Source organism: Aeromonas veronii (genome assembly GCF_040215105.1).
Lineage (GTDB): Bacteria > Pseudomonadota > Gammaproteobacteria > Enterobacterales > Aeromonadaceae > Aeromonas > Aeromonas veronii_G.
In genome coordinates, this window is the sequence record NZ_CP157875.1 from 2,681,185 (window position 1) to 2,704,970 (window position 23,786).

Annotated in this window: 22 protein-coding genes and 1 pseudogene; 10 read left to right on the forward strand and 13 right to left on the reverse strand. The window is 52.3% G+C overall.

Going from position 1 to position 23,786, the window contains the following annotated elements; all coding sequences use genetic code 11:
• Window positions 1-2 precede the first annotated feature (2 nt).
• Together ABNP46_RS12395 and ABNP46_RS12400 are read right to left on the reverse strand one after the other, a co-directional pair.
• Window positions 3-965 (reverse strand): ABC transporter permease, encoded by a 963-nt coding sequence (locus ABNP46_RS12395; RefSeq protein WP_349918142.1) that lies wholly within the window; start codon window positions 963-965, stop codon window positions 3-5.
• Complete coding sequence (locus ABNP46_RS12400) at window positions 962-2,488, reverse strand: ABC transporter substrate-binding protein (protein WP_349918144.1); 1,527 nt, start codon at window positions 2,486-2,488, stop codon at window positions 962-964. Before ABNP46_RS12400 ends, ABNP46_RS12395 begins: the two co-directional genes overlap by 4 nt.
• 729 nt (window positions 2,489-3,217) lie before the next feature.
• Between ABNP46_RS12400 and ABNP46_RS12405 the strand changes: the two genes are divergently transcribed.
• The 6 genes from ABNP46_RS12405 to ABNP46_RS12430 all read left to right on the forward strand — a co-directional run bounded on the left by ABNP46_RS12405 (window position 3,218) and on the right by ABNP46_RS12430 (window position 10,102).
• Window positions 3,218-4,234, forward strand: coding sequence for a LacI family DNA-binding transcriptional regulator (locus ABNP46_RS12405; protein ID WP_349918146.1), 1,017 nt, complete (start codon window positions 3,218-3,220; stop codon window positions 4,232-4,234).
• A gap of 49 nt (window positions 4,235-4,283) precedes the next feature.
• On the forward strand, window positions 4,284-5,771 hold the full coding sequence (locus ABNP46_RS12410) for a sugar ABC transporter ATP-binding protein (protein WP_349918148.1): 1,488 nt from the start codon (window positions 4,284-4,286) through the stop codon (window positions 5,769-5,771).
• The gene (locus tag ABNP46_RS12415; protein WP_349918150.1) at window positions 5,752-6,744 is read left to right on the forward strand and encodes an ABC transporter permease; all 993 of its coding nucleotides are present in this window, start codon (window positions 5,752-5,754) and stop codon (window positions 6,742-6,744) included. The genes ABNP46_RS12410 and ABNP46_RS12415 overlap by 20 nt, the downstream gene beginning before the upstream one ends.
• A gap of 70 nt (window positions 6,745-6,814) precedes the next feature.
• Window positions 6,815-7,795 carry a substrate-binding domain-containing protein gene (locus tag ABNP46_RS12420; RefSeq protein ID WP_349918152.1) on the forward strand — a complete coding sequence of 327 codons (981 nt, stop codon included), beginning with the start codon at window positions 6,815-6,817 and terminating at the stop codon, window positions 7,793-7,795.
• A gap of 82 nt (window positions 7,796-7,877) precedes the next feature.
• Window positions 7,878-8,960, forward strand: coding sequence for a sugar phosphate isomerase/epimerase family protein (locus ABNP46_RS12425; RefSeq protein WP_349918153.1), 1,083 nt, complete (start codon window positions 7,878-7,880; stop codon window positions 8,958-8,960).
• The gene (locus ABNP46_RS12430; protein WP_349918154.1) at window positions 8,957-10,102 is read left to right on the forward strand and encodes a Gfo/Idh/MocA family protein; all 1,146 of its coding nucleotides are present in this window, start codon (window positions 8,957-8,959) and stop codon (window positions 10,100-10,102) included. Before ABNP46_RS12425 ends, ABNP46_RS12430 begins: the two co-directional genes overlap by 4 nt.
• A 109-nt stretch (window positions 10,103-10,211) precedes the next feature.
• On the opposite strand, the gene ABNP46_RS12435 is transcribed toward ABNP46_RS12430, so the two are convergent.
• Complete coding sequence (locus ABNP46_RS12435; protein WP_349918156.1) at window positions 10,212-10,877, reverse strand: glutathione S-transferase family protein; 666 nt, start codon at window positions 10,875-10,877, stop codon at window positions 10,212-10,214.
• Window positions 10,878-10,924: 47 nt separating this feature from the next.
• Window positions 10,925-11,533: a glutathione S-transferase family protein gene (locus ABNP46_RS12440; protein WP_349918157.1), complete on the reverse strand. Its 609-nt coding sequence runs from the start codon at window positions 11,531-11,533 to the stop codon at window positions 10,925-10,927.
• A gap of 125 nt (window positions 11,534-11,658) precedes the next feature.
• Here ABNP46_RS12440 and ABNP46_RS12445 point away from each other — a divergent pair, with 125 nt between their 5' ends.
• Together ABNP46_RS12445 and ABNP46_RS12450 are read left to right on the forward strand one after the other, a co-directional pair.
• Entirely contained in the window at window positions 11,659-13,422 is a 1,764-nt protein-coding gene (locus ABNP46_RS12445) for a recombinase family protein (protein ID WP_349918159.1), read from the forward strand.
• Window positions 13,423-13,504: 82 nt separating this feature from the next.
• Window positions 13,505-13,777 (forward strand): annotated as a pseudogene (locus ABNP46_RS12450) (type VI secretion system PAAR protein); the annotation flags it as partial.
• Window positions 13,778-15,003: 1,226 nt separating this feature from the next.
• Here ABNP46_RS12450 and ABNP46_RS12455 read toward each other — a convergent pair.
• From ABNP46_RS12455 to ABNP46_RS12470, 4 genes are read right to left on the reverse strand one after another with little or no spacing between them, the layout of a single operon-like run.
• A complete protein-coding gene (locus ABNP46_RS12455) occupies window positions 15,004-18,621 on the reverse strand; it encodes a fibronectin type III domain-containing protein (protein WP_349918161.1) in 3,618 nt (1,205 codons plus the stop codon).
• A gap of 27 nt (window positions 18,622-18,648) precedes the next feature.
• Window positions 18,649-19,077, reverse strand: coding sequence for a DUF6950 family protein (locus ABNP46_RS12460; protein ID WP_349918163.1), 429 nt, complete (start codon window positions 19,075-19,077; stop codon window positions 18,649-18,651).
• 2 nt (window positions 19,078-19,079) lie between these two features.
• On the reverse strand, window positions 19,080-19,616 hold the full coding sequence (locus ABNP46_RS12465; RefSeq protein WP_349918165.1) for a hypothetical protein: 537 nt from the start codon (window positions 19,614-19,616) through the stop codon (window positions 19,080-19,082).
• Between the two features lie 2 nt (window positions 19,617-19,618).
• Window positions 19,619-20,191: a hypothetical protein gene (locus tag ABNP46_RS12470; protein ID WP_349918167.1), complete on the reverse strand. Its 573-nt coding sequence runs from the start codon at window positions 20,189-20,191 to the stop codon at window positions 19,619-19,621.
• A 142-nt stretch (window positions 20,192-20,333) separates the two neighbouring features.
• Between ABNP46_RS12470 and ABNP46_RS12475 the strand changes: the two genes are divergently transcribed.
• The gene (locus tag ABNP46_RS12475; RefSeq protein ID WP_349918169.1) at window positions 20,334-21,035 is read left to right on the forward strand and encodes a hypothetical protein; all 702 of its coding nucleotides are present in this window, start codon (window positions 20,334-20,336) and stop codon (window positions 21,033-21,035) included.
• A 46-nt stretch (window positions 21,036-21,081) separates the two neighbouring features.
• On the opposite strand, the gene ABNP46_RS12480 is transcribed toward ABNP46_RS12475, so the two are convergent.
• The 4 genes from ABNP46_RS12480 to ABNP46_RS12495 form a co-directional block, all read right to left on the reverse strand.
• Entirely contained in the window at window positions 21,082-21,438 is a 357-nt protein-coding gene (locus tag ABNP46_RS12480; protein WP_349918170.1) for a hypothetical protein, read from the reverse strand.
• An 89-nt stretch (window positions 21,439-21,527) separates the two neighbouring features.
• Window positions 21,528-21,914: a hypothetical protein gene (locus ABNP46_RS12485; RefSeq protein WP_349918172.1), complete on the reverse strand. Its 387-nt coding sequence runs from the start codon at window positions 21,912-21,914 to the stop codon at window positions 21,528-21,530.
• Window positions 21,911-22,117, reverse strand: coding sequence for a hypothetical protein (locus ABNP46_RS12490; protein ID WP_349918174.1), 207 nt, complete (start codon window positions 22,115-22,117; stop codon window positions 21,911-21,913). Before ABNP46_RS12490 ends, ABNP46_RS12485 begins: the two co-directional genes overlap by 4 nt.
• A gap of 22 nt (window positions 22,118-22,139) precedes the next feature.
• Entirely contained in the window at window positions 22,140-22,610 is a 471-nt protein-coding gene (locus ABNP46_RS12495) for an HNH endonuclease signature motif containing protein (protein ID WP_349918175.1), read from the reverse strand.
• Between the two features lie 218 nt (window positions 22,611-22,828).
• On the opposite strand from ABNP46_RS12495, the gene ABNP46_RS12500 reads away from it, so the two are divergent.
• The gene (locus ABNP46_RS12500) at window positions 22,829-23,215 is read left to right on the forward strand and encodes a hypothetical protein (RefSeq protein ID WP_349918177.1); all 387 of its coding nucleotides are present in this window, start codon (window positions 22,829-22,831) and stop codon (window positions 23,213-23,215) included.
• An 8-nt stretch (window positions 23,216-23,223) separates the two neighbouring features.
• On the opposite strand, the gene ABNP46_RS12505 is transcribed toward ABNP46_RS12500, so the two are convergent.
• On the reverse strand, window positions 23,224-23,559 hold the full coding sequence (locus ABNP46_RS12505) for a hypothetical protein (RefSeq protein ID WP_349918178.1): 336 nt from the start codon (window positions 23,557-23,559) through the stop codon (window positions 23,224-23,226).
• Between the last annotated feature and the right edge of the window lie 227 nt (window positions 23,560-23,786).

Consider the following 23,786-nt stretch of genomic DNA (forward strand, 5'->3'; position numbering starts at 1 on the left):
GATCAGGACTCCTTGGAACCGCGGGGATCGATGAGCAGGCAAAGCAGGTCGGTGAGGGTATTGAGCAGCACGAAGAGCGCCGCCAGCACCAGCACAGTGCCCTGTACCATGGGCACATCGCGCCAGAAGACGGCATGCACCAGGGCGTGGCCGATGCCGGGCCAGGCAAACAGACTCTCCACAACCACGACCCCTTCGATGAGCAGCACCAACTGCACGCTGGTGTAGGCGATGACGCTGACCCCGCTGTTGCGCAGACCATGACGCCAGAAGACCCGCCAGGGAGAGAGCCCCTTGGTCCGGGCGAAGCGATAGTAAGGAGACGTCACCACCCCCAGCACGCTCTCGCGCACCACCCGGGCCAGCACGCCGGAGAGGCCGAGCCCCAGGGTCAGGGCGGGCAGCCAGATGTTGTGCCCCTCCCCGTGACCAGCAGCACTGAGCCAGCCGAGCTTGGCGGAGATCGTCACCATCAGCACCAGACCGAGCAGGAAGGGAGGCAGTGCGCGCATCAGCACGCTCCAGCCCAGAGTCAGGCGATCGCAGATCCCGCCCGGGCGCAAGGCGCTCAGGCTGCCCAGCGGCAGGGCCAACAGGAGTGCCAGGGCCACGGCCGTCAGCGCCAGGGAGAGGGTCGCCCCCAGGTGATGGGCTATCTCCCCCGCCACCGGCGCGCCCGTCACCAGTGAGTTGCCCAGATCCCCCTGCAGCAATGCCCAGAGCCAGTCGCCGAAGCGACCGAGGGCCGATCCCGCCAGCCCAAGCTCGGCGCGCACCGCAGCGGCAGCTTCGGCGGTGACATAGTCATAGCCATAGCGACCGGCGGCGATACGAAAGGCGATATCCCCGGGCAGGGACTGCACCATCAGAAAGCAGAGACCCGCCACCAGCAGGGCCACCATCATGGCCTGCAGCAAGCGCTGGCTCAGGATCCCCATCACGGCACTCATCGAGATGCTGCTCATTTCTGGCTCCAGGAGAGCTGGGTCAGGTAGTAGCTGCGCTCCTGGGGATCCAGTTCAAAGCCGTTGAGATCCCGGCTCACCGCCGCACTCTGGCGATACCAGGCAAGCGGCAGCAGCGGCAGCTCCTGCTGCAAGGTGGTGGCGATGTCCCGGCGCAGCAGGGCGGCTTCGTCAGCGGCCAGCTTGCCCCGCCCAAGCTCGGCAAGCTGGCTGGTCAGCGTGGAGGATTGCCAGTTCATCACCCCCCAGTCGGCACCGCCAGGGGCCAAGTCCCCCAGCAGGGTCACCAGGGGATCCGGCACCAGGGCGTAATTGCGGGCATAGAGACCGAGCTGGAGGGAGCCATCCTGATGGCCCGCCGGGATCTCGCTCGAGTTCCCCACCGCCACCTTGAGATCGACCCCCACCGCCTTCCACTGGGCCTGCAGTGCGGTGGCCAGCAGCGGCAGCTCCGGCCTGTCCGGGAAGGTGCGCAGGGTCAGAGCAAAACGCTCGCCCCCTTTTTGCAGCACGCCGTCACTCCCCTTGTGCCAGCCCGCCGCCGCGAAGGCCGCCTCGGCCGCCTTGACGTCATAGGCCAGCGGGCTCAGCCCTGGCTGATGCCAGTCACGCAAACTCGGGGGGAAGAGCTGGGTCGCCGCCATCTCGGGATCGCGCAGCAGCGCCGTTGCCATGCCGACCCGATCGGTCGCCAGACTGAGGGCACGGCGTACGGCGGGATCGCTCAGGCGCGAGTCGGAGCCGTTCAACTTGAGCTGAATGGTGCGCGGCAGAGTGACCGAGGCGATCTCCACCCGGGGTGCCTGCTGCAGACGGCGGATGCTCACCGGATCCAGCCCCCATGCGATATCGGCCTGACCACTCTCGGCCATCAGGGTGCGGCTCTCGGGACGCCCGACCGTGAGATAACTTACCTTCTCGATGGCAGGCTTGGGTCCATCCCAGCCATCGAAACGGGTGGTTTCGACCCGCTGGGGCTGCTGCAACCGGGTTACCTGATAAGGCCCCGAGCCGATGACCCGGGTCACCTGCCCCTTGTCGTCATACGCAGCCCTGGCCAGGATCTGGGTGCTGGGGTGGGCCAGCACGGCGGCCAGGGGAGCAAATGGTTCGTGCAGGATGACCATGAGGGCCCCCTCCCTGGCTTCGATGGCCGCGATGGGCGCGCTTTGCAATACCCCAGGTTTTCGCCAGGCCTGTTGCAGAGCCCAGGCAGCTTGCGCGGCGCTCACCTCGGAACCATCGTGAAAATGGGCGTGAGGGCGCAGGGTAAAGCGCCACTGCAGACCATCTTCCGACGCAGACCAGGCGCTCGCCAGACCGGGCAGCAAGGCCCCCTTGCCATCGACCTCGACCAACGTCTCTGCCACCTGCATGCGGGTAAAGAAGACCCCGTTGCTGGCGGGATCTATGCTGTGGATCTCCCAGGGTCCCACCATGGAAAGCGGTTTGCCATGGGCGCTATTGACCCCTGCCATCAGCGCCAGGGCGCACCATACTGCATGCCTGTATCTGTTTGTCATCCTGTCCATCCAAACGAAAATCATTACCAGTTGAAAAAAACGATTCGTTATAACATAACAATAAAACATGACAGAAATGTTTTTCAACATCGATGGATATGGCCAACCAACGCGGGGCAGATGAGCGGGACTCACCCTCTGGCATGGGCGCACTCGAGAAGGAACAAGAATGGATGTGGCAACGAAAAACCTGGCTTGCCTGCATTGCGGCTCACTCTTATCGTCGCTGGCGTTGCTGGGCGCCGTCCCTGGCATAGCGGAGCAGCGGGAATGCAACACCGGAAAAGTCTTCGTTTCACACATTTTCTGGGCCCTGTGTGAGCCAGCCAGGCCGCGCCGGATGAATACAGGGCGAGATACGACAATCCCGGGTGTTCATGATTGGAGGCTAACGTCCAGAGGGCGCTTGCACGACATTCAGAAGCCGCTAAACGAGGGCCCTCAAGACACCGACGGCCAGACTTCCCCATCTGGCATGACACAAGAGACGCCCCTTTTCACCGGCCCATGCCAACAATGTCTCACTCAGAATATGAAGATGTGTCGTGATGCCCCCTTCCCCGAACCGGGATTCTTGGCTAATCCCCTAAAGTGCATGCAAGTTCAGCCCAATAGATCGCCATTAAATCAAAGACATAAATTGTTGTTATTTTTTGTTACCAAAAACTTGCGAACTCACCTTCCCTCATCTAGAAATGTAATCGATTACATTTCACACAGGAAATCCCAATGAGCCGAGCCTCCGCCCCCGTCAATCCCGTCTCCATGGCAGCCGTGGCGGCGCGGGCCGGGGTATCGGTCGCGACTGTCTCCCGGGTACTCAACCAGCAGGAAGGGGTGACCGCCAAGACCCGGGCCAAGGTCAACCGCGCGATCGATGAGCTCGGTTATCGGGTCAATCAGCTCGCCACCAGCCTGCGCACCGCCAAGAGCGGGCTGCTGCTCATCATGGTGCCGGATCTCGGTAACCCCTTTTACATCGAGATTGTGCGGGGCATCGACAGGGTCGCCCGTCAGCACGGCTACTTCGTGCTGCTGTGCGACACCGGCGCAGATCCGGGTCGGGAACGTTCGGCCTTCGAGCTGCTGCGCACCCACAGGGCCGATGGCGCCATCTGTCTGGATCCCGACTCCATCCAGCAGGGATTGAGCCAGGAGATCAATGCCCTGCCCTGGGTGGCCTGCTGCGAGTTTGATCCCGCCATGCCCGTCCCCTATGTGGGCATCGACAACCAGGGCGCGGCGGCCGAGGCGGTTCGCTATCTGCTTGGCCGCGGCCATAGCCGCATCGCACTCATCGGCGCAGACCCCGCCTATCTCTATGCCCGCCAACGGGAAGCCGGTGTTCACCAGGCCCTGGCGGAAGCGGGGCTGGTCCTGGCAGAAGAGTGGAACATCCGGGTCAGCAGTTTCAGCTTTCAGGCGGGGGCCGAGGTGGCGCAGCAACTGCTCGACAGTCCGGCGCGCCCGACGGCCGTTTTCGCGGTCGCCGATGCCCTGGCCATCGGCCTGATGCAACGACTGCAGGAAGCCGGTCTGCGCATCCCGGAGGACATCGCCATCATGGGATTCGATGACATCGCCCTGGCCGGGCACCTATCCCCTCCCCTCACCACCATGGCGCAGCCCATGGACGAACTGGGGGCCGAGGCGGTCCGGCTGTTGCTGCAGCGCTTGAATACCCCTGGCAGCCCACCCCCAGGACGCCTGCTCCCGCACAGCCTCGTCATCAGAGGCAGCGCCTGATGCCCCTTCACCAGCAGCCCCATGGGGCGATTGCCATAGGAAAAAACGGATGAGCCTCAGTGTCGAATTTCGCGGTGTCTACAAAGAGTTCGGCCCTATCCGGGTGCTGCACGGCGTCGACTTCAGCCTGACGGCGGGACGCGTCTATGGCCTGCTCGGGGAAAATGGCGCGGGCAAATCCACCCTGATGAAGATGCTCGCCGGTTACGAGTCCATCAGCGCCGGCGAGATCCGCATCGATGACAAGCTGTGTCAGTGGGCCTCATCCCGTGAGGCAGAGCAGGCAGGCATAGTGCTGATCCATCAAGAACTCAACCTGGCCGAACACCTGACCCTGACCCAGAACCTGTTCCTCGGCCATGAGCTGAAGCGGGGCTGGTTGCTGGACGAAGCCACCATGGCCAGCCAGACCCGCCACTACCTGGAGCAGGTTGGCTTGCAGCGGGATCCTTCTACCAAGGTACGGCAGCTTATCGTGGCGGAGAAGCAACTTGTGGAGATTGCCAAGGCCCTGTCCCGGCAGGCGCGACTGCTCATCATGGATGAACCGACCGCCACCCTGACCCCTGGCGAGACGACGCGGCTCTTTGCCCTCATCGCCCGGCTCAAGGCCCAGGGCACCACCATCATCTACATCTCCCACAAGCTGGACGAGGTGCAGCGGGTCACCGACGAGGTGGTGGTCATGCGCGACGGCCGTTTCGTCAGCCGCGAAGAGACGGCCTCCCTCAGTCGCCAGCAGATGGCGAACCTGATGGTGGGACGCGAGATGTCCGACATGTTCCCTCCAAGGCTCTCTCCCCCGCAAGGCAACGACACCGCCCTCGCGGTGAAAGGGCTCTGCGTCCCCGGCTGGGTCGAGGATCTGAGTTTCGAGGTGCAAAGCGGCGAGATCTACGGCTTCGCCGGCCTGGTGGGGGCCGGGCGCACCGAGGCCTTCGAGGCCATCCTCGGCCTGCGCGAGCGCCGGGCCGGCAGCCTTTGGCTGGCGGGCAGGGAGGTGCACATCGACAGCCCGCGCGCCGCCGCGACGCAGGGCCTCACCTATCTGCCGGAGGATCGCAAGGGCAAGGGGCTGCACATCGACCTCGGGCTGACCGAGAACCTCACCCTGATGACCCTGGCGCGTTATGCCCACCCCTGGCTGGACAAGGGGGCGGAGCGGGCGGCCCTCGATCGCGCCATCGAGGAGTTCGGCATCCGGGCAGGGGCCCCTTCCATCCGGGCCCGGATGATGTCGGGGGGCAACCAGCAAAAACTGGCCCTGGCCAAATTTTTGCACCCAGACCCTCGGGTGATCGTGCTCGACGAGCCCACCCGGGGGGTCGATGTCGGCGCAAAGCGGGACATTTACTTTCTGATCCAGCGGATCGCCGCCGAGGGACGCGCCGTCATCGTCATCTCGAGCGAGCTGATTGAACTGATCGGCCTGTGCCACCGGGTGGCCGTGCTGCGGGCTGGCCGCCTGCAGGCGGTGCTGCCTGCCCATCATCTGACCGAAGAGGAGTTGATCGCTCATGCAACCGGCACTCACTGATACCCGCAAGGCGCGGCTCTCCACCCTGCTCTCGGGCACGGGTCCGCTGCTGGGGCTTATCCTGCTATGCCTGCTCGGGACCTTGCTCAACCCCGACTTTGCCACCCTGGACAACCTGCTCAACGTGCTGACCCGCACCGCCTTCATCGGCATCATCGCTGTGGGCATGACCTTCGTGATCATGTCCGGCGGCATCGATCTCTCGGTCGGCGCCATGGCGGCCCTCATCGCCGGGGCCATGATCCTCATCATGAACCAGCTCGGCACCGGGATACTGGCGGATGCCCCCCTGCTGGTGGTGAGCCTCGGTATCGCACTGGCCATGATACTCGGCCTGCTATTCGGGGCCGGTCACGGCCTGCTCATCACCAGCGGCAAGATTGAGCCCTTCATCGTCACCCTCGGCACCCTCGGCATCTTCCGGGCCGTGCTGACCTACCTGGCCGATGGGGGCGCCCTGACCCTGGATGATACCCTCGGCAACGTCTACAGCCCCGTCTATTACGGCAGCCTGCTGGGGCTCCCCATTCCGGTCTGGGTCCTGCTGCTGGTCGCGCTGGCCGGGGGTTTGCTGCTCAACCGCACCGCCTTCGGCCGCCACGTACAGGCGATCGGCTCCAACGAGCAGGTGGCGCGCTACGCCGCCATCCGGGTCGATCGGGTCAAGCTGCTCACCTATGCACTGCTCGGGGTCTGCGTCGGCATCGCCACCCTGCTCTATGTGCCGCGTCTGGGCTCCGCCACCCCCACCACCGGGCTTTTGTGGGAGCTGGAAGCCATCGCCGCCGTGGTGGTGGGGGGGACCTCCCTCAAGGGGGGTGAAGGACGTATCTTCGGCACTCTGGTAGGAGCCATTCTCCTGTCGGTCATCAGCAACATCCTCAATCTGACCAGCATCATCAGCGTTTATCTCAATGCCGCGGTACAAGGGGTGGTGATCATCATGGTCGCCTTCATGCAACGCAGGCGTTGAGCGAATAGAAGAAAGCGAGAACGGGTAACAGGCACGGCGGGGCTTATCTCGCCAGACACGGAACGGGCAGATGCCCAACAGTCAAGAGGCGATCAAGATGAACAAGATGCTACACACTCTGGGGGCTTGCGCCCTCTTGCTCGGTGCCAGCAGCGTTTCGGCAGCCGAGAAGATGACGCTGGGAGTCTCCATCCCGACCGCGACCCACAGCTTCACGGCGGGGATCGTCTGGTGGGCCAACAAGGCCAAGGAGGATCTGGAGAAGGCACACCCCGACCTCAAGGTGATCGTCAAGACCGCCGCCACGGCGCCGGATCAGGCCAACCAGCTGCAGGATCTGCTGACGGTCAACAAGATAGATACCCTGGTCATCTTCCCCTTCGAGTCGGCCTCCCTGACCAAGCCGGTGGCCCAGGTCAAGCAGAAGGGGGTCTATGTCACCGTGGTGGATCGGGGCCTCACCGACACCAGTGCCCAGGATGCCTACGTGGCCGGTGACAACACCGCCTTTGGCAAACTGCCGGCGGAGTTCATGGCCAAGACATTGAATGGCAAGGGGAACATCGTCGCCCTTCGCGGCATTCCCACCACCCTGGACAACGAGCGTTTCGACGCTTTCACCGGCGTGATGAAGCAGCACGGCGACATCAAGCTCCTTGACGCCAAATATGGCAACTGGAACCGGGACGACGCCTTCAAGGTGATGCAGGACTTCCTGACCCGCTTCAAGCACATCGACGCGGTCTGGGCTGCCGATGACGACATGGCGGTGGGGGCACTCAAGGCCATCGATCAGGCCAAGCGCACCGACATCAAGCTTGTATTTGGCGGCGCCGGTGCCAAGGGAGCGATCAAGACCCTGATGGATGGCAGCGATCCCCGCATCCAGGCCAACGTCTCCTACTCCCCCAAGTTCATGTATGACGCCATCATGCTCACCGCCGAGGCTCGTCTCAAGGGTGAGCCGCTGCCGACCAATACCATCATTCCCTCGGTGCTGATCACCCCGCAGACGGCCAAGGAGTTCTACTTCCCAGACTCCCCGTTCTAAGCAACCGCTGGCGACCGGCCCCGCCGGTCGCCAAGTGGCGGTCAGTTCATCCCTTACACCACGCTTTGATGCAGGAGTGTCCATGAAGACCATCAAGGGACCGGCTCTCTTCCTCGCCCAGTTCATGGGGGACAAGCCGCCATTCGATACCCTCACCGGCCTGGCGGACTGGGCCGCCAGCCTCGGCTTTCGCGGCCTGCAACTGCCGACGGACTCGCGCCTGTTCGATCTGACCCAGGCGGCAGCCAGCCAGGATTATTGCGACGACATCAGCGGTCTGCTGGCCGAGCGGGGGCTGGTCATCACCGAGCTCTCCACCCATCTACAGGGCCAGCTGCTGGCGGTCCACCCCGCCTATGACAGCCTGTTCGACGGCTTCGCCCCCCCGGCGGTGCGCGGCAATCCCGCCGCCCGCACCCGGTGGGCCGCCGATCAGCTCAAGGCCGCTGCCATCGCCTCCAGGCGGCTCGGCCTCAGTGCCCATGTCACCTTCTCCGGTGCCCTCGCCTGGCCCTATCTCTACCCCTGGCCCCAGCGCCCCGCCGGGCTCGTCGAGGAGGCCTTCGCCGAGCTCGCCCGCCGCTGGCTACCGCTGCTCCACGCCTTCGACGAAGCCGGGGTGGACCTCTGTTATGAGCTGCACCCGGGAGAGGATCTGTTCGACGGTGCGACCTTCGAGCGCTTCCTCGACGCCACCGGCGAGCATCCCCGGGTTAACGTGCTCTACGATCCCAGCCACATGCTGCTGCAGCAGCTCGATTACCTCGCCTTCCTCGACCTCTATCACGAGCGGGTGCGCGCCTTCCACGTGAAGGATGCCGAATTCAGACCCTCGGGGCGCCAGGGCGTCTACGGCGGCTACGCCCCCTGGCTGGGACGGGCGGGACGTTTTCGCTCCCTGGGAGATGGCCAGATAGACTTCGGCGCCATCTTCAGCAAGCTCGCCCAGTACGACTACCCCGGCTGGGCGGTGCTGGAGTGGGAATGCGCCCTCAAGCATCCGGAAGACGGTGCCGCCGAGGGGGCCGACTTCATCCGCCGCCATATCATCCGGGTCGCCGAACACCCCTTCGATGATTTCGCCGGCAGCGGCCTGGCACCAGCGGCGCTGCGAAACCTGCTCGGACTCACAGCCCCCACCGGCAAGGGAGGAGAAACCTCATGACGAGACGACTGCGTCTGGGCATGGTGGGGGGCGGCCAGGGGGCCTTCATCGGCGCCGTCCATCGGCTGGCCGCCCGTATGGACGATCACTATGAGCTGCTCGCCGCCGCTCTCTCCGCCGACCCCGCCAACGCCCGGGCGAGCGCCCTCGCCCTCGGGCTGGATCCGACCCGTGCTTACGAGGATTTCGCCCGCATGGCCCAGGCGGAGGCGGCCAGAGCCGACGGCATCGAGGTGGTGGCCATCACCACCCCGAACCACCTGCACGCCCCAGTGGCGCGCGCCTTCCTGCAAGCCGGGATCCACGTCATCTGCGACAAGCCGCTGGCGCTGACCCTGGCCGAGGGGGAAGAACTCGCCCGCCTCGCCCGCCAGCAGCGGCGGCTGTTCACCCTCACCCACACCTATTCGGGCTACCCCATGGTGCGCCACGCCCGCGAGCTGGTCGCCGCCGGGGCCCTTGGGGAGCTGCGCTATCTGCAGGTGGAGTACCTGCAGGACTGGCTCGCCAACCCCATCCCCCCCGGCCAGAACAAGCAGGCGGACTGGCGCGGGGATCCCGCCCGCGCCGGGCGGGCGGGTTGCCTCGGCGACATCGGCACCCACGCCTACCAGCTGGCGACCTTTATCAGCGGGCAGTTGCCGAACGAACTCGCCGCCCAGTTGCACAGTTTCGTGCCGGGGCGCTTGGTGGATGACCATCTGCAGATCTGGCTGCGCTATCCGGATGGGATGCGCGGGTCGCTCAACGCGAGCCAGGTCGCCAGCGGCGAGGAGAACCGGCTGCAGATCCGCCTCTATGGCAGCAAGGCCAGCCTGGTCTTTCGCCAGGAGGCGCCGAACGAGCTCTGGCTGACCCCGACCGGCGGCACCAGCCAGCGGCTGACCCGGGGCCGGGTGACGAGCCCGGCGGCCCAGCACGCCAGCCGGGTGCCCGCCGGTCATCCCGAGGGCTATCTGGAGGCCTTCGCCCAGCTCTACACGGACGCGGCCCTGCAGATCCGCGCCCTTGAGAGCGGGCTCCCGCCTCCCCCCGAGAGTCTGGCGCTCACCACGGTCGAGGATGGGGTGGCGGGGATGCGCTTCATCGAAGCCAGCCTGGCCAGCCATGCCGCCGATGGGCGCTGGCAGCAGCTCTCTTGACATAGCGCCTGACCAAACAAAACAGACCGGGCGGCCCCTCACAAGGCGCCGCCCGGTCTGTTTCAGTGTTGCCTTTTCTCCGTCAACCGGAGAAAGCCCTCACCCTCGTCTAGCGAGTCATCATCGACTGTACCCGCTTGGCCGCCTCTTCCGGGGTCTCCTCCTTGCGCGGGGGGATGTTGATGCCCTTCTGGCAAGCGGGTCTTGCGCCCATGCGATCCATCCAGGCCTGCAGATGAGTCAACCCCTCGATGGAGATGCCGCTCCACTCGTGGATCCGCACCCAGGGCCAGGTGGCGATGTCGGCGATACTGTACTCGTCCGCCAAGTATTCGTGATGGGCCAGATGGCCGTCCAACACCTCGAACAGACGGCGCCCCTCTTTCTGGTAGCGTTCGATGGCGGCGGGGATCTTCTCCGGGAAGTAGCGATAAAAGACATTGGCCTGCCCCATCATGGGACCGACCCCTCCCATCTGGAACATCAGCCACTGCAGGGCCTGGGAGCGACGCTTGGGATCCTGGGGCAGCAACTTGCCCGCCTTTTCGGCCAGATAGATGAGGATGGCGCCGGATTCGAACACGGCGAAGTCATCGTTGTCCCGATCGACGATGGCCGGGATGCGACCATTGGGGTTGATGGCCAGGAAATCGGGCTGCTTCTGATCCAGTGCCGACAGATCCAGCGGGATCACTCGGTACGGCAATCCCAGTTCTTCCAGCGCTATGGTGACCTTGAAGCCATTGGGGGTGGCGGCGGTATAGAGATCGATCATCTTGGACTCCTTTTCATGGAAACGGACTCTTGGTGGGAATAGGGCAGTCAGGCCTGGGCACTGGGGCGGGCACTGACCCGCTCATGCCAGGCCTGCAAATGAACCTGGCCGGGTGCGATACGCAGCTCCACCACCTTGCCAAAGTCGATGGTGCACAGGGCCAGGATATCGGCGATGGTGAAGCGTTCGCCAGCGACATAGGGCACCTCTGCCAGCCTGGCATCGAGCTTGTCGAACCAGAGCATGGCGTTCTTCTTGCACTCCTCCCCCCACTCGGGGAAGGGGGTCTCCCTGTCCTTGTAAAAACCCGTGATATGGCGAAAGGCCATGCCGGTCGGCAGCCAGAGGTTGAACTCGATGAAGCGGCTCCACATCTCTATGGTGGCCCGCTCCAGGGGTGTGCTGCCAAACAGGTTGGGTTCGGGATAAAGCTCTTCAAAATAGCGGCAGATGGCGAGGGTTTCACTGAGATAGGTGCCATCGTCGAGTTCCAGCACGGGAATACGCCCGGCCGGATTCTTTGCCAGAAAGTCAGGGCCCAGGTTCTCCCCGGCCCCCAGATCGACCTGCTGATAGGTCATCTCGATACCCTTCTCCGCCAGGAACATCCTGACGCGACGGGCATTGGGGGCACGCCTTAGCTCATAAACCTTCATATCACTCTCCGTGGACAAGACTTCCTGTGCCGTGATCCCGGCAATATACGGATCACGACGGCGCAATACCGGTCAGTTGTAACTGTGATATGATTTAAGACATATCATCAGTAGGACTATCGCTAATGAAATCATACCTTTACACCCGCATCAGCAGCCTTCAACAAGTGCAAGGGTTTGGCATCGACCGACAGATTCAGACTGTAACAGACTTTTTAGAGAATGCAGTACTCGATAGCCGCTTGGGCTACCAACTCGACCCGAACGATTACGAGATTCTTGAATCTGACATAGGTAAGTCAGCTTTCAGGGGTAACAACTGGAAACCAGATAGCAACCTTGGCAGGTTCTACGATGATGTGATCAACAAACGTATTACTCGTGGTGTCTTGATAGTTGAGAACATCGACCGATTGACCCGCCTATCTAACTACAGAGCTGCACATAAACTCACCACCCTGATCACCCATGGGATAGATATCATCGAAGTTGAGTCAGGTACATGCTTCTCTGACCGGATACCTGAGTCAAACTCAATCCTGAACATGAGTATTTCACGGGCTCATAACGAGTCCAAACGTAAGTCCAATATGGGTCAAAAGACTTGGGCGAACAGAATTACTAAGTTGAGGGATGAGGGTAAGGCGAGCGTTAAGATTTGCCCGAGGTGGTTAACGGTACAAGACGGTAAGTACATACTCGATACTGAGCAAGCAGCGATATTACTTTCAATTCATCAGCAGTACCTAGATGGTCATGGAAGCTCTGCAATTGTCCGTCGATTGAATGATGAGGGTAAACTAAACAATGGCAAACCTTGGAACACCCTTACACTTCACAAAGTACTAAAAGATGAGCGTCTTACTGGAAAGATGGTTATTGGAAAACAAAGGATTGTTGATACAAGTAAAAGCGAAGAAGAACAAAACAAACAAAGAGAATCATTCAATAACAATTTAATTACTGTTGATAATGCATTTCCAGTTGTTGTGGATCCAGAACTGTTTAACCGAGTCCAAAGTAAGATTAACCCAACCAAACATGGAAAACAGAAACCCAAAACAACCAAGTTAATGAGAAACTTGTTTAACGGGATTAGTTTTTGTGGTGTATGTGGAAATCAATTTATTGTTTGCACCAATGGGCGGGGAACATCTTTCTATAGCTGCCTTGGTCGTCGCTCTGAAAAAACGTGTATAAATGTGGGGGTGAACTACTATCAGTTTGAAACATCCATCTTAAAGCACATCAAAGAATTGAACTGGTCTGCAATCTACACCAGAGAGAATGACACTACTGATACTATCAATGAATGTCGCATGAAGATAGCAGATGTTGAAAGTAAGATCAGCGAACTCAACAAAGAACTAATTGATTTAGAAGATGATGACCTTGAAGTTAGAATTATTCGAATAATCAAAAAGAACAAGGGCATTCTGAATGACTTAGTATCAGAGTTAAATGGTCTAATGGCTAGTAGTAGTGATGGTAATGTTGCTTTTAACCCTGACTTAGAGTTAGTTCATGATCAGGCTAATACACACCTCAGACAAGATACCAATGTTGCGTTAAGAAAGGTTATAAAACAAATAGCTATTGTTCGTGATGGCAACTTGGTTCAGTGCTGGATTAAGTATTACACGGACTATGTCAGCCACCTTCTGATTTTTGACATCAAGAAAAAAGATATGGTGAGCAAAACCTGTATTACTAATGATGGGGTTTTCTATTTTGATGCAGGTAGCATTGATATAAAAACAGGGAAGCTGCTTATAACTGGAGCAGAGCTAAGGGACGAAGATAAGATTGCCCTTGAACTGTGGTTAGAAATGTTTGAGAAAGCAGGCACTCTAGCAATTGATATGGCTAAGAATAATCTGTCAATCTAATCAGCTTCTGTTAATGGTCTCAATCGGTGCAGTGTGGTAGGGTGTCCTCCATTTACCACACGATGCACAAGGAATTGTTGTTTTGAGTAAGAACGCAGCTAAGATCGGAGACATTGGTACAGACCATGACGGGTTCCATCCCACGGCCATTACAGCGGGTTCGCCTGATGTGTTCATTGACGGTATCCCCGCCGCTCGTGTCGGTGATCCCCTAGCCCCTCATGACAAGCCAAATAACCCCCCTCATCCCCGTACTATCGCTTCTGGCTCATCAACTGTGCTCGTGAATGGCAAGCCTCTGGCTATCACTGGTGGTGCCGTGGATTGTGGCGGTGTGATTATCGGTTCAGGAACTGTCATTGTCGGGGATCAAGCCCCAGTAGCCCGGACAATGGCAATGGCCCCACAACCTGCCGCACCAGTAGAGATCCCCGCTAAAAATGCGTACTGGCCGCCTTATGACTTTGCCCAGGGTAAGTATCTTGAAGTCGTATACGTGACGCCACCTAATGACTTTGCAGTACTGACCCTAGAAGAAGCAAACGAGCTGCTACACAACCTATACGATGAGGCTGGCGGTAAAGATACCATCGGTAAGATCAACTCTTACCATGGCCTCTATGACGGCCTCAAAACTACTGTTGAAACGGCAAGGGGGCTTGGTGGTATGGGCGTGATGGCCTATACGAAGAACATCAAAGGCGTTGACTATGTGATCATCAAGAACTATCGCCGCCATGCTCAAACCTTGATGAAGGGGAACAAGTGGAAGGCCAGCAACCCTAAGGTGGTTCAAGCAGGCATTGGTATCAATGATGTGAAGGGGGCAGTTCGATATGCAAAGGTCAATGTCGGCGTAGAGATTGTGTTTGCAACTGCTGTGAATGCGGTTGACTTCATCATGCGTGATGATGCTACCCTTGCTGAATTTGTCGGTAATACATCTGGGGATCTTACAAAGGGACTAATCAGCCTAGGAGTTGCTGGCCTCGCCGTTGTGATGGTTCCTGCTACTGCTGGTGTTATTGCTACTGGCTTTGTATTTGCATTTTCTTCATTCCTGACAGGCCAGCTTTTAGACTATCTTGATGAGCAGTACGGATATACAAAATCTCTCAATGGAAAAATTAAAGAGGTTCTAGAGTGAATTATATAAGGGTGCTTTTCTTCAGCATTATAGTTTTCGTTTGTGTATTCTTTGGATGGGATATACTAAAAAAAGCTTTTGGCACTCAGCAAGACATATATGTTATAAATGGAATTCTGAACTATTGGGCCATATTCTCTGGCTTCCTGTCCAGCTTAGTTATAATTTTCTATTGTATAGTTGAGATTCTAAAGAGGAAGCCATCAGCATCATTCCTAAGGAAAGGAATTTTAGTAAGTTGTGTGATAATAGCTCCCCTTCTATCTTTTGCTTTGAAGGAAGTGATGCAGCAAAGAGCTAGTGGCTATGTTGAATGTGACAAGCTACATAGACTAAGCTCTCGCTTCTCTAGTACAACATATGCAGTTAATAATGAAAGTTGCATAAAACTTGAAGAAAAGAAAAAAGCCCCATGAGGGGCTTTTGTTTTATGGTTACTTCACAGCCGTCAACCAGCCATGCGTACCTGAATACGAAATATTGTTTATCGCAGAGGTGTTACTATTATACGCAATAACTCTAAAAGTCAGTGTGCCAACAGTATTAGCAGGACAAGTACCAACTATATCCGTTAGATAGACTGATAATGCATAGTTGTTTGTACCATTCGTGGTACTAGCTGTTGTTACACTTTCACCGATAACAGCCCCATTCAGAAGAGCTTGGAATCGTACACCTAAAACCCCTGGCCCTGCTGCGACTGAGCAGAAGCAAACATATTTCTCAATCACCTGAATGATGTTTCTAGGTCTAGTACTGCTTCCAATACTGATAGATGTTCCTGTACCAGTGAACACCTCTGTTATGTCGCCAACAAGATCCTGTACCTGTAGCGTCCCACGTATCACGGCGTCGTTGCAGTAAAAGGTTCCATTGGCATCTATTCGGGTTCTTCCTGAATTGAAGTTCAGGGTATCTTGTCCTGCTCTGCCATCGAGATAACCACCTGTCATATTGAGCCGTGCATTCACAGTAAGTGAGTTACTAAACGTGCCTGATGTAGCATTCACTTGGCCTGAAACCACGGCGTTATCCATGTAGACAGTACCAGAACCGGTTACACGGAAAGGTGCACTAGCGGCGGTTACTGAACCTGCGTAGATTCTCCACGTTGGATCTGAACCGTTCAGGGTGACACTGGAGCTTCCTGAGCCAGCCTGAACAATACTGTTCGCGGCAATGTGGTTGCCATTGATTGCATCTGCGGAAATCTGTGATGCGGTGATATCTCCCACAAGTAATGACTTAATCATTGTCTTGCCGTTTCTAACTTCGAAGACGCTAGCAGTTCCAGCACTAGAACTAATTCTGAATACATCAGTTAAGAAATCTACAGTACTAGTGGTTCCATCATTTCCTAACTGCAAACCCGACACCTTGCCATTTACGTCTAGTTTTATTGTGCGTAATCCAGATACCGTTCCACCAACAGTACTGATAGCTTGGCTTTGTTCTGTGATAGTCACACCTTGAGCTTGAACAGTACTATCAACTTGAGCCAACTTAGTGTTAGTGGTTTCAATTAATGTTTTATTACTTGTAATTGCGGTTTCTTGTAAGGCTACCTTATCTTGAAGTTCTGTTATCTCGCCGCCCTGCTCTGCTAGTTCCTTCTTCGCTGCATCCAAGTTCTGTTCCACCTCTTGGAAAGATGGACTATCACTTAAAAGTTCATCTATTGAGGTTTGAGAGTACCAAACAGGTATAGAATACACTGGCCCTGAACTGGGATGGCCGTAGTAATCGCGATGGGCAATCCATGCGTAACCGCTTTTAGGTGCCTTACCACCAAGTACAGAAGTCCACCATCCTACAGAAGAACTTGAGACATACTCTGCACTTGTTGGGGGGATAATCTTACTTTGAGTTACCCAAATATCAGTCGCTTCATAATCCTTCACAGTCTCTGAGGGGTTTAGCCATTCGATGGTTAAATTGATAAGTTCTGAACGTGCCTGTACGCTCGCTGGTTGACTCATGGGCTCGTTATATAGATTCACCTGTACCGATGCCCCAACGTCTGCAAAAATGCTTACAGGCGTCACAATGACCCATACATTACGTGATAGTCCGTCCTTTCGGTTTTGTTCAAGTGTGTAAGTGAAACTGGGGTCAGTTACTACGTGATTGCTCTTTATGTTCCCTACTGTGGTATGTGCAATTTGTACCTGATAGTAACTAACAAGTTCTGATAGGTCTGTATGGCCAGCAACCGGATTTCCAAGATTCGGGATAGCTCCCTTAACTGGATTCCATCTGATGATTGCATCCTTGCCTGTGAAGTCCCCAGTTAAACCAGTAACAGCAGGTAAAGTAAGAACCTTTGCAATTCGTTGGTTTAGTAGTTCAGTGAACCGTGAATAGCCAACAGCGGCCATTGTCCTAACTCTGAAATCGTAGTTAGTACCAGCTTGGAGATTGGTAATAGTTACTGATTCTGCCGATACAGTTTGATAGCTAACCCATGTGGTGGAACCTGTCTTTCGGTATTGAACTTCATTTCGTTGTTCACCTTTGTATTGACTGCTCCAAGTAAGAACACCATGTCCCTGTACTGTTCCAGTATTCTGAGTGAACACTAAGTTATTTGGTGGATTAATGATCAGGGATGGATCAGGGAGTGAACCAGAACTTCCACCACTTTGGTAATCAGATGTATCAAAAACTTCTGGGAGATATTCAACAGCCTCAATATCAGAAATCAGTATCTTCTCATCCATGGAACTTTTGATGGAAACGACTCTAAATTTCTTATGATCCATGTTGAACATGACGTTACTGATCTCAACCACATCACCAAGTTTTAGTTTTGTTACTGTATTATCAATTTTGAAACTGATTGACTTCTTCTGTAGTTGGGCTCGTTTGTAAGCTCTATTGGCGAACCATTTTACTTTTGCATAATCCCCTGCTGAACCATCGACTAAGAATGGTAACTTCAAAGTCTTCTCTTTTATGTATCCATCTTTTTGGATTACTGGATCAGTCTTTTGATTCTTAGGAATTACGTACTTGTCTTGGGAATAGTTAGAATCTTTATTCAGGTACTCAACAATTATTGTGTTTGCATAGTCTTCCCCACCCTTGTTAAGAACACGAATTTCAGAATGCATATTGGATTCATTAAGATGTACTAGCGAGGCAGTAACATCAATAGGTCGTACTTTCACAAGTCCACTTTCTAAGTAGATTTCCCCATCAAAACTTGCTGCAAAGTCCTTTAGGATTTCTCCGAATGTGGAATCTTGATTTACGAATCCATTAAACTTAAGTAGTTTGTTATCGCAGTAGTTCGCTAATAGAATGAAAGAGGTAATATCTACATCTTCAACCTCTAATCCCATGCCCCAAACTGGGTCTAAAAGATAACTCAAAATACAACATGCTGGATTGGTATAACTACTACCCCACACTCGCTTAGATTTATCATCACGACCTAGGCAGTTTGGATCTGTTCTGGGATCAATTACTGCGATCCCACTTACTAATGCTTCTACTTTGTTCTTGGGGTTGATAAATCGGAGCTCATTATCACCACCTGTTGAAACCCATCGTTCAGCAAGTAGTGATAAACTGGCAATACCATCACCTCTAAAGTTCGCTGATACTTCACCATCAGAGTTTTGAATTATCTGACTGAACATTGCGGTTTCAGTTGCTAATCCCTTCTTTAGGCCCACTGAGACGTTAGGGAAGTTCGCACTAGTACTGTATGTGTGCCATCCAATCGTTTGCGGGAGAGTGTTATTGAAGTACGGAACACCATTAATATAGATCTGATTGATACTCTTGACTTCACCAAGCCCAATGCAGAACAACTGTGCTAAGTAGTTTGTATTGAAGTTATTGACGTTGTTGTAAACCTGAGCACATGGAAGCAGACAATCACCGAAGGGGATCAAGATTGGGTTATCTTGCCCTCTCCGATCTATACCTACGCCATAATCTTGCTGATCCATGCTTGGTTGTTTTGCTGTTAAAGATATTGCGAGTGATACGGCACTAATAGCAGCCGAAACAATGGCCGCGATGGCTGAAATTTCTAAGCCCATTGAAAAAACTTCCTTATTATTCTTTTATTAATTTAACTTTCTGAATGCCTTTAGATCCTTGTTGCTGCTGGTAACAGTACTGAACTGCACATAATCGAATGTCCCAGAATCGAGAACACCAAAGAGATACCCACTGTGATAGATCAAGGTATGGTATCCACTGACTACCAACAGATCCCCTTCTTGGATGAAGTTTGGATCAATCGATTCAACACCATTTGCAGCCATGAAGCTTTCTAGGTCTTTGTGTTGAAGTAGTTCAGGTAAAACCTTCTTAGCTCCCCTAACCGTCTTGAAACGTCCTGAGATGAGCTGTAATGCGTTTTGTGCCTCTGGGGTCGATATCCATTCAATAAGTAGTGTGAAGCAACATAGCTTGCTAGGGATGCGTTCCTGGCCCCTGTATTTTGTGATTAGACGGTCACATAAGTTTCCTTTGTTTAGTTCTATATCCATTACTATTTTTTCCACATTACATCATCGTCTTGGTCTATGTTTGCATATTTGAAAAACTCATCTGTTGAGTTATAGAACTGGTGAGTTTGTTGATTGGCTCTCATCAGTGAAGGTTTCTTATCTAAATCAAAGATGCTGTAGCATTCCATTTGCAGAGCTACATAGGGGGTTTTATTGCTGTAATTAACTTGCTGTTCTGGTGCTGTTCCAAACCCTTTGAAGTACACTTCTTTGGAAATTATGTTGTTTGAGGAATCATCAAAGAATACTCGCTGGATCGTTACCCTCACCCTGTTGATACTAATACTTTGCATTAGATTCAATACTGAGGTGTCCAAGCCCGTCAGCGTGAGTGTCAGGGGTTTTCCCTTGATTGTGTTATCTATAGTCACCTTGTCTATTGCGAGTAATGAGCCGTAACTTAGATATAAATCACCATTACTATCTTTTAGATCTAGTGGTGCGGTAGTCCATCTGACGATCTGATTAACCTCTGGAAGAATTCTTAGATCGATTGATACTGTACTTGCTATATTCATTCTTATAATACCTCTTTGGCAGATAGCGTGATTGATTCGGCTCTACCCATCTTCATACTGAAAGAGTTACTATCCAGTCTGAGGCGTAATCTAGGATTACTGAAGTTGATTCTTGATGTTGCGGCAGTCGTGAAACGTGCAGCGGGAAAGAAATTGTAGTTACTGCCGGATTTAGTAGTTACAACATAGAGTTTCGTATCGTTTGTAAACTGGAAGTATGAACCTTCTGGGATGGTAGTATTGTTCAGGGTCATAGTTGTTGAGCCCTGTAATACTTGAGCAGTGTTTATAACATTCGTTGCATTTGGGGTTGTTAGTGGGTTGAACCATCCATAGACTGAACCTAGGTCTAGCTCAAAAGGTGATAGTTGTCCACGAATGTTTAGTAGTAATGCTTGTAGTAGTTTTGTATCTGCTGCTGTTTCGGTTGTGATCGTGAATTTGCATAGGATTCTGTGAAGTCCTGTGCCGATGGCATTACCTTTTTGGTTGATACTTTCTGAATAAAAAACTGGTGTTTCTTGAGTTAGTTCTACATCTGATATGAACCAGTCATTAACTGAAATTGTTTGCATTGAATACCTCGTTTGTAATTCTTGTATGAGGTATTTATGAATTTATAAAAAACTATGTACCTAGGAATTTTAAATCGGTACAGTTAACTATGGTATATGGTAGAATTTTCATCAATCAGCTTTAGTCATCAAGGAATACGAGATGGAAGATAATTCGTCAATAAAGGATCAAATGAAGAATGATAGTGAATTCCAGTCTAAAAGAAAACAATTGATTGCAATAAGTGTTTTGTTAATGGCAATGAGCCTATCAGACGCACAACTCAAAGAAGCCAATACCTTCATATTCAAAATTGATTTCTCAAATTCTGCTGCATTTGGTTGGATGGTGTTCTTTGGTGTGATTGTTCTAATTATTAGGTACTACTCATTAGCTTTCAAGTATCACGCTTACCTGTACGATGTTTGGGCTAACGAAATGGTTCAAGATAGAAGGGTATTTGTTTATTACTTTGATGGTGAAGAATCAAATGATTATATTCCTCACGGACTGTTAAGCAAGTTCAAGAATGATTTGTGTTCACATAGTATTGAAGGCCATGATTTTGAAAAATACAAAATAGAACCAAAGTACATAATAAATGGAATCCTAAAGAGAGGTATAACTTATGACTGCAATCATGGTTACGAAGTAACAATAGAAAATATCAACCTTAATCGATTCGATGAGAACTGGAAAAAAAGAGATTTATACGAACTATTAAAGATTGAGTTTGAACACCAAAAAAATGCGATGTTTAGACAGCCTGAGTACCTAGATATATCATTACCATATTTTATAGCATCCCTATCTTTGATATCGTTTATATTTAAGTATCAGATCCTATATCTCTTGGCGTTGTAGATATGAAAAAGCCCTGAATGTTTAGGTTCAGGGCTGTTTTAAAGTTTTATCTAAAGAAGTCCTTCACTGGAACATCTTCTGTTGCATCATTGTACTTGGACAGTTCAAATCGCATGATAGAAACAGTTTCTTTAAGATCACTATCAAATCCACTCTTATCTATCATCCCTAACAACTCAGTCATTTCAAAGTTCCGAAGTTTCTTGTTCTTGAGATTACAACTCCAAAACACTCTGGGAAGATCAAGATAGAAGCAGTTCAAAGAACGGGTTCCGAGATAGTCCCCTTCTATCTGCTTTTGCCGGATATCTTCAAAGGTATGAACACCTCCGGCAATCGCTGCTAACCCTGTCCATCCGATAAAGAAAAGAACTTTTAGACTCACCTTGATATGGGGTTTCATCCTTGCTTTTACCTTTGTTGTTATTGATGATCGGGGATCTAAACGGATCCTTGCGATACTGTCAAGATCATTTTGATCCGAACCCGTGATCACGCTATAGGTTTAAGGTGAACTATTACTTTCATTCTTGCAGAACGCATCATCACTAGGTCAGTTGCACTGATGGGACACTTGTACTGTGAAAGTAGATCCATCACATCCCCGTCATACCCTGCGGGCTCTTGGCTCTTACAGTCACCATGGATCACAAGGTTGGTTGGTTCACTGTTAAGATAGGTAATCTTGAATTCCCCTTTTTGTATGACCGTCATTTCATCGTCAATTTGAAGCATGTAACCATCCTCAAAGATGATTCTCACTAACTGAATGTCATGGGGTTGGTCTGGTCGCTGAATGCCTTCTATCGTGGATGAGCGGCTTAGATGAGTAGTTTCATCTAGACAGTTGAACGCAACATGGATTTCTTGTGTCTTCATTCTGCTGCCCGTCCCTTCATACCGTTCTTGATGTTGAGGTTGAAACTCGCCTGTTCCTCTAGGGTTAGCGGCGTTCCTTGGTATGTACAACGCCATTCGCTTTCAGGTTGCTCTAGGTTGAAGCACTCATAAGGTTGCTTTGGTTCTGGGGTACAGGCACTGATGAACAGTGCCGCTGCGATTGTGATTAGTAGTTTTGACATTTTATTTTTTCCTTATAGTTAATTACTTATACTTCTTACGATTACAAATTGTGTAGATAGTACTGAGGGGTATTCCGTACTGCTCTGATAGTTCTTTACCTTTACTGCCGGATTGATACAGCTCGTTTAACTTGTCCTTCAATTCACAATCTAAGCGGGTGTATGCAGATGGTCTGTTTGCTTTCTGACAATTCTGGGACTGCGTGATCCACTGAAGGTTTGAATAACTGTTATCAGTTTTTATTCCGTTCTTATGATCGACGACGTAGTTATTACTATCATCAGGTTTTGGAATAAAGTGCATAGCCATCAAACGATGAACACTGATCGTGTGTTGCTCTTTGTTTGGAAGACATAGCGTGACTTTTAGATACCCGTTGTTGGCATAGTTCTGCTTTAGGACTAAGCCTGTTGTTATGTTCTGAACCTCCTGCGTGTTCTTGTCGATGGTATAGTTAGTTTCTAATCCATTGATAACGATTGTAGCTTTCATAGTTATACATCCTTGTATGTTGTAGCTGGTTCTTGTTTAGCTAGGGTTTCCTAATTGAGGTTTTTGAAAAGAGAACAAAGATTGTTCTCTACATATGTATTTAGTGTTTAGGTTCTCTAAATGGGGTCAAATAGAGGGTGTTTTGATAATTATTTTTGATTTATCACTGTTGCCAGTTTCTGATATCATCGGCCCAATATCGTCTTGGAGTCTTCACGATGCTGAGTAAGAGTGAGATTGATCAACACTACGGTTACACCAGTGATAGAGCAGCGAAGTACTACTTACTATCTATCGCTGTAATGCTGTTAGGCTTCTATTCAGTATTCTTTTTTGGTGTTGGTATATTGTTCCTTATAGGTTCATTGTCGAAAATATCAAGCAACTTGAAGGCACAGTATTTTGAACATGGGATTACTGTTGATAGTGCTCCTATGTCTAGTATTAGTGAAAACCTTGAGAAAGATTTCAAGATGAATGAAAGCGATGTAGTTGAAGAAGATGAATACAGTAGTGATAGCTTCTCTTTGTCAGACAGTACTAACCCATCCTCACCAACACAGGTTGCATGGCGGCATCATGAAGATGAACTTCGGCATAGATGAGCTGTTGCTTAGATCCGAGTCATGACCCTAGATGAGATACTCCACTCACCACAAAAACAAATCCTATTACCGTGCTTACAGATAGAATCTGTTGATTCCATAACTGTCATCACTACTTCATTATCAGAGGATACTGAGAAGTTAATATACTTCCCTGCATGAACTTTAAAAGTGTTTCCAATGTGCCGCATAGTTCCCCTACCATGGTGGTGATTGAGCATTTTTAACGTGGCATCGCGTGCGGCATAATCATCCATACGTTCGTACTGGTAATGCTCAATTGCCATTTTCTCTGCAAACTTCACATCTGCCATTGCCTTATTGTATTGTTGCTTTTTACTCATAGTATGTTTTCCTTATAGTTTTGTTTATAGATTTACAAGTTTAAGGACTCGCGAACTCGTCCTTAAACACTCAAGCCGTTTCGTTCCTGCAAGCAGTTCACTTACTGCTTTTCGCAACTAGTTGCTCTTTATAAATGTGATAGTACTAATGGCTATGCGACAGACACCATTGTGAGTCAGTCTATCTTTGGGATCATAATTTAAGTGATCTACAATTAACGACAAAC